This window comes from Amaricoccus sp., from assembly GCF_036846665.1.
GTDB lineage: Bacteria > Pseudomonadota > Alphaproteobacteria > Rhodobacterales > Rhodobacteraceae > Amaricoccus.
Window position 1 is genome coordinate 1 of sequence record NZ_DAIUBO010000226.1, and the last position, 6,076, is coordinate 6,076.

Consider the following 6,076-nt stretch of genomic DNA (forward strand, 5'->3'; position numbering starts at 1 on the left):
CTGGCGCATTGGGCCGGGGCGTTGATCTTCGTTCTTGCCGCGCTGCTGATCCCGCGGTTGCTGGAGGAGGTGCGCGTCGAGGATTTCGTTCTGGCCGGCGTGGTGATCCTCGCCGCCATCGCGGCGCGGGCGGTGATCCTGTTCGGGCTCCTGCCGCTGCTGACAGCGCTCAAGCTCTCGCCCACGGTCGAGCGCCCGTACCGGGTCGCGATCCTCTGGGGCGGCCTGCGGGGCGCGGTGACGCTCGCACTCGCACTCGCAGTGACGGAAAGCTTCCGGGTGCCCGACGGCATCCAGCGCGTGGTGGGCATCCTCGCCACAGGCTTCACGCTGTTCACGCTCATCGTGCAGGGCACGACGCTACGCTGGGTGATCGGCAGGCTCGGCCTCGACCGGCTCTCGCCCATCGACGAGGCGCTGTCGCGTCAGGTCGTCGCCGTCGCGCTTCAGACGGTGCGCGAGGACGTGGCGCGCACGACCGAGAACTATGAGTTGAGCCACGACACGGTGCGCTCCGAGGCCAAGCGCTTCGGAGAGCGGCTGGATGCGGCGGTGAAGTCGGCGGAAGAGAGCGCCGACATCCTCGACCGCGACCGGGTCACTCTCGGGCTGATCGCGCTTGCGGGCCACGAGCGCGACACAATTCTTGCCCGCGTGCGGGAGCGGACGATCTCTGCGCGGATGGCCGAACAGGTCCTGTCCGACGCGGACCGTCTGATCGAGGGCGCCCGCAGCCAGGGGCGCAGCGGCTACAACCGTGCCGCGCGGCGTAGCGTCGCCTACGGTCGGGGGTTTCGTATCGCCCTGCTTCTGAACGGCCGCCTGCGCCTTTCCGGTCCGCTGGCGCGCATGACCGCCGACCGGTTCGAGCTTCTGCTCTCGCAGCGGCTGATCCTGCGTGACCTTGGCGCATTCATCGACGGTCGCATCCGGCGCATTCACGGACGGCGCGTGGCGGAGCTGCTGCACGAGTTGCTCGCCCGCCGGATCGAGATGGTGGAGACCGCGCTGGAGGGGTTGCGCCTGCAATACCCAGGCTATGCGGAGGAGCTGGAACGCCGGTTCATCCGCCGCACTGCGCTTCGGCTGGAGGAACGAGAATACACCGCGATGCGCGAGGACGGGCTGATCGGCGCCGAGGTCTACACCACGTTGATGCAGGAGCTCCATGCGCGCAGGGCCGTCGCCGAGGAACGCCCACATCTCGACATCGCGCTCCAGCGGGCCGAACTGGTCCGGCAGTTTCCACTTTTCGCCGAACTCGACGATGCGGTGTTGAAGCGCCTCGGTCGTGCACTCGAGACACGCTACGTCAATGCCGGCGAGGTCATCATCCGCAAGGACAGCGCCGCCAGGAGCGTGTTCTTCATCGCCTCTGGGGCGGTCGAACTCGAAACCGCCGGGCAGACATGGCGGCTCGGGCGCGGCGAGATGTTCGGACAGATGGCGATCCTGATGAAGAAGGCTCGCCGCGCCGAGGTGCGCGCCATCGCGCCCTCGACGCTGCTGGTGCTCGACGAAGCGCGTTTCCGCCGGCTGCTGGAGCGCAGCGAGGCTCTTCAGGACGCCGTCCGCGCGAGCGCCGATAAGCGCGGGATCGACCCGGACAATCTGTTCGAGGACACGAATGTACAGCGCCCGGCAGACGATCGCGTGTCGGTGTGACGTCAGTCCAGCGTTGCGTCGAACTCGATGACGCTCCGCTCATCCTCGGATGTGGGCGCGATGATGATCTTTGCGTTGGCGATGCCCGGCCCGGAAAACTCGATCGACTGGTCCAGCAGATCATCGGCACCCTGCGTCACGGGATACCCGTTGGCGCTCAGGCTTTCTTCCCATTCGGCAAAGAGTGCATCGACATCGGCGGCCGTCGCAATGGAGAACATCCGTACGGTCGAGCCTATGGCGCGGTCTGTGACGACCTCCGCATCGTCCGGGATCGCGAGCACGTCGGGGATCCAGTCCCGCAGGTGCTCGTCGGCGTAGACGACCGCCGATGCGGCCAGCACGAGCCAGGCTGCGATAAGCGCGTCTCTCACGGGCAGGCGCGGGAGAGCAGTGCGCAGGCCGGCGAGGGCTCGTCCGGGGCCGGTCGGAAGGAAAGGGTGCGCGGGGATGCAGGTCATCGTCGTCATAACCGGAAAGCTATCTGACCTGCGTACATCTTCAAGTTCGCCGGCGTATTCCCGCCAACATGCCCGGGTTTCGAATAGATTACGCGATCACGATGCCTGCTTCTCTTCCGTTTCGATGGACGGGATCTCGGTCCGCTCTTCCTCAGGCGCGCCGCAGAGCAGGTCCACCGCACGGTCGGCAGCGTCCTGGAAGGGCTCCAGAACCATGTCCGCGCCGGAGGCGAAGAGTTCCTCGGTGTCCTTGGGGTGGTGAGACGCGACGGCCACGCGCCCTCGGAAACCGGAGGTCCGTGTGAGCTGGATCAACGTCGTGCGCGTGTCCTCGTGGCTGAGGCCGGTCGGGTGAATCGGCACGGTGGAGACGATCCATTCCGCCCGCGACAACGGAAGCTCGGCCACGAATTCCGGATCGGTCGCGTCGCCGAACTCGGTCTCCAGCCCCAGTTCCCGCCAGCGCCGGACCGCGAGTGGGTTGAAGTCGACCCCCAGCACCCGGATGCCCCGCTTCTTCAGCCGCATCCCGATGGCGGTGCCGAACCTCCCCAGCCCGAATACGATCACCTTGTAGCCGTCCTCGCGATGCGCCCCGGCCTCGGACGGCTCGCGCGGTGTGCCCTTGCGTTCGAACACGCCGAGCAGCGGCTCGAACACGGCATAGAGTTGATGCGAATAGGTGATCATGTAGGTCGAGGCGGCGATGGTCACGAGCCCGACCATGGTGACGAGGCCGAGCGCGTCTTCCTGCACATGGCCGAGCGACACGCCCATGGCCACGAAGATCAGGGAGAACTCGCTGATCTGCGCCACCGTCAGGCCCGCGAGGAAACCGGTGCGCTTGCGGTAGCCCATCGCCCCCATGATCGCGAGCACGATGAGCGGGTTGCCGATCAGCACGAAGAGCGAGAACATGATCGCCCCGGTCACATGCGCGCCAAGGAGGGAAAGATCGAGCGCGGAGCCGAGCGCGATGAAGAAGAACAGCAGCAGGAAATCGCGCAGCGGCGCCAGCCGTGCCGCGATCGTCTCGCGGTAAGGTGTGGAGGCCAGCGCGACGCCGGCCAGGAGGCCGCCCACCTCCTTGCCCAGCCCCACGATGTCGCCCGCCGCCGCGAACATGGCCGCCATGGCGATGGCGAAGATCACGAGAAGCTCGGGCGCGCGCGCCAGCCGCTCCGTCAGCGGATTGGCGACGTAGCGCACGAAGAGGACGACCAGCGCCACCATCGCCACGCCCGAGGCCAGGACCAGCGGGACCGACCCGCCGCCATGGCCGCCATCCCCGGTGCCGATGCCAATGGCTGACAGCACGATCATCGCCAGCACGACGACGAGATCCTGCACGATCAGGAAACCCAGCGCGATCTGGCCGTGCAGGCTGTCGATCTCGCGCTTGTCCGACAAAAGCTTCACGATGATGATCGTGGAGGAGAAGGTCAGCGCCACGGCAACATACAGGCTGGTGACGTGCCCCAGTCCCAACGCCAGCCCGATCAGGTAGCCGAAGACAGACGTGAACGCGACCTGGCCGAGGCCGGTGAGAAGCGAGACCGCCCCGAGGGAACGGATGAGCTTCACGTCGAGCTTGATGCCGACGAGGAACAGGAGGACTGCAATACCGAGCTCGGACAACAGGCTAATCTGCTCGTCAGATCGCACCAGGTCCAGCGCCGAGGGCCCCGCGATCAGGCCGACCGCGATGAAGCTGACGATCAGCGGCTGGCGCAGGATGATCCCGAGAAAGCCTACCACCGCCGCCAGAACGAGCAGTGCAGCGATCTCCGCGAACGGCGACTGAACAATTACTTCCATCAATTCTTCTGTTCCTTCGTCTTTTGTGCCGCTGCCTCCTCCGGAGACGTTTTCGTGCCGCCGTTTGGCCTGGCGGCGGGCCGCGTCGCGTGACCTTCCAGGAAGGCGTCGAGGTCCTCCGGGCCGATCCGCCATCCCTTGCCGATATCGATCGCCCGGAGCTCGCCGTCCTTGATCCAGCGGCGTACGGTGACCTCGTTGACCTGCAGGAGGTCCGCGACCTCCTTGACGGTCCGATATTGCTCGCGTGACATGCTAGCGCCTTTTCACCGAGTTTGGCTAATATAGCGTATTATAGGATAGCTGAGCTGATTCAGACAGAGCCGGATGCGTCGCACCGCATCGCTCACAAACGCGAGGCCATGGCCGGGGACAGGAGACGATGAAGAATATCATGGTGGCCACGGACTTTTCGGAGCGGTCGGATCGGGCGCTGCGGCGCGCGACCCTTCTGGCCCGCCAGTTCCAAGCCACCATGCTGCTGGTCCACGTTGTCGACGACGATCAACCGCGCCGGATCGTGGACGCCGAGCGCGACGAGGCCACCAAGTTGCTTCGCCAGATGGCCGCCACGCTGCGGGACGTGGACGGCGTAACCTGCGAGACGCGGGTCATCCTCGCGTCCCCATTCGTCGGCATCGCCCAAGCCGTGGCGGACGCGACGCCTGACCTTCTCGTCATCGGCCCGCATCGACGCCAGGTGCTCAGGGACGTGTTCGTCGGCACCACGGCAGAGCGGACGATCCGGTCGGTAGATTGTCCGGTCCTGATGGTGAATGCTACGCCAGCCGGGCAGTATCGGCATGTGCTGCAGACGACCGATCTGTCCGACGGCTCGCGCGAGGCGTTGCTCTGGTTCCAGACGTTGGGGCTTGCCGACCATGCCCGGACGTCGCTGCTACATATCTTTGATGCTCCTGCGCTCCGTCTTGTCTTCAGCCATTCGATCCCGAAGGACGATCAGAAGCACTACCTCGAAGATGAACAGCGTGACGCTTCTCGCGATCTCGCTCGCTTCCTCTCCTCGACAGATCTGGGACGTCTGCGGCAGATCGTGCGCTACGAGGCGGCGCCAGCGCCGCACGAAATCCTGAAGGCGGCCGGTGAAGAGCACGCGGACCTGATCGTGATGTCGACGCATGGCCGAAGCGGGCTGGCCAAGATGCTCATCGGAAGCGTCACAGAGCAGGTGCTCAGAATAGCGCAGATCGACATCCTCGCCATTCCGCCGCAACGCGCCGACTGAGCCACGCGTCGGCTTTGGTAACGGCGAGGGCGGGTCGCAGGTCAGTCATCGAGCGCCAGCCAGATCTGACGGGCGACCGCCCGCGGTCCGCGGAGCGCCTCCCGCAAGGTCATCAGGCGTTGTTCGAGGGGCGGCGAAGCGCCGCCTTGCTCGGAGCTATGGGCCTCGAAGAGAACCCTACGTTCCCCGTCTACCTCTACAAGGGACCACGTCTCATGCCGAGATACGCCACCTTCGCCGACCGATCGTTCATGCAGCGTCCTGATGCGGGTCAGCGAACGGGGAGGCATGTGGAATTGTTTTCCGCCGCCTGTCATGTCCCGAGCAGCGGATTGCCGAAGATCACCGCGAGCAGGTTGCCGACCTGGATCCCCAGCAGATGCAGGAAGATCGCCTCCATGAACGCCATCGACCAAACCCGTCTGGCGAACATGCCGTCATAGTAGGACCAGACAACGGCGACGATGTAGGAAACGCCATTGAGCTTGAAGTTGGCCTGAGGATCCTCGCCGAGAAGCAGATAGAGCGCGGTTCCAAGCAGAACGCCACGCCACATCAGCGCGCCGGTGGCGCGAAGTGTGTCCGCGCTGATCCCGGTTCGCTGCAGCCGCTCTACGAACTCGCCGAAAAGTCTCGTGTTGTTCATGCTACATTCTTATCACAGTGCACCGGCGGAGGCCACGTCGGTGGCGCGGCAGTGCCATCGAACGTGCACGTGCGGCCAGACTGCCGGTCGTCTGCCCTGCAGCAGGAAGGTCGACGGACCGCGCCACAGTTGATGAGCGAAGCGCGAAGCACCATTCGGCTCTCAATGAAATCAATCGCTTAGATTGGAGATGGGGTGGATGCCGCTCTCCCCTGACGGCATCGCGATGTGCCAAACTCG

At 65.3% G+C, this 6,076-nt stretch carries 6 protein-coding genes; 2 read left to right on the forward strand and 4 right to left on the reverse strand.

Going from position 1 to position 6,076, the window contains the following annotated elements; genetic code table 11:
- Positions 1-1,665: cyclic nucleotide-binding domain-containing protein (locus tag V7050_RS17135; protein ID WP_324410899.1), on the forward strand; the 1,665-nt coding region annotated here is incomplete at its 5' end.
- A gap of 2 nt (positions 1,666-1,667) precedes the next feature.
- Here V7050_RS17135 and V7050_RS17140 read toward each other — a convergent pair.
- The 3 genes from V7050_RS17140 to V7050_RS17150 form a co-directional block, all read right to left on the reverse strand.
- A complete protein-coding gene (locus V7050_RS17140) occupies positions 1,668-2,135 on the reverse strand; it encodes a hypothetical protein (RefSeq protein ID WP_324375689.1) in 468 nt (155 codons plus the stop codon).
- A gap of 87 nt (positions 2,136-2,222) precedes the next feature.
- Positions 2,223-3,944 carry a cation:proton antiporter gene (locus V7050_RS17145; protein WP_324375691.1) on the reverse strand — a complete coding sequence of 574 codons (1,722 nt, stop codon included), beginning with the start codon at positions 3,942-3,944 and terminating at the stop codon, positions 2,223-2,225.
- Positions 3,944-4,198: a helix-turn-helix domain-containing protein gene (locus V7050_RS17150; protein ID WP_101753551.1), complete on the reverse strand. Its 255-nt coding sequence runs from the start codon at positions 4,196-4,198 to the stop codon at positions 3,944-3,946. The genes V7050_RS17145 and V7050_RS17150 overlap by 1 nt, the downstream gene beginning before the upstream one ends.
- A gap of 128 nt (positions 4,199-4,326) precedes the next feature.
- On the opposite strand from V7050_RS17150, the gene V7050_RS17155 reads away from it, so the two are divergent.
- Positions 4,327-5,190, forward strand: coding sequence for a universal stress protein (locus V7050_RS17155; protein WP_324375695.1), 864 nt, complete (start codon positions 4,327-4,329; stop codon positions 5,188-5,190).
- A 313-nt stretch (positions 5,191-5,503) separates the two neighbouring features.
- Here the strand turns inward: V7050_RS17155 and V7050_RS17160 are convergent, their stop codons facing one another.
- Positions 5,504-5,836 carry a hypothetical protein gene (locus V7050_RS17160; RefSeq protein WP_324375697.1) on the reverse strand — a complete coding sequence of 111 codons (333 nt, stop codon included), beginning with the start codon at positions 5,834-5,836 and terminating at the stop codon, positions 5,504-5,506.
- Between the last annotated feature and the right edge of the window lie 240 nt (positions 5,837-6,076).

What these genes read in the sequence shown, in the direction of transcription:
- V7050_RS17155 (WP_324375695.1), top strand. Translation starts at nt 4,327, where the DNA reads ATGAAGAATATCATGGTGGCCACGGACTTTTCGGAGCGGTCGGATCGG.
- V7050_RS17145 (WP_324375691.1), bottom strand. Translation starts at nt 3,944, where the DNA reads ATGGAAGTAATTGTTCAGTCGCCGTTCGCGGAGATCGCTGCACTGCTC.
- V7050_RS17140 (WP_324375689.1), bottom strand. Translation starts at nt 2,135, where the DNA reads ATGACGACGATGACCTGCATCCCCGCGCACCCTTTCCTTCCGACCGGC.
- V7050_RS17160 (WP_324375697.1), bottom strand. Translation starts at nt 5,836, where the DNA reads ATGAACAACACGAGACTTTTCGGCGAGTTCGTAGAGCGGCTGCAGCGA.
- V7050_RS17150 (WP_101753551.1), bottom strand. Translation starts at nt 4,198, where the DNA reads ATGTCACGCGAGCAATATCGGACCGTCAAGGAGGTCGCGGACCTCCTG.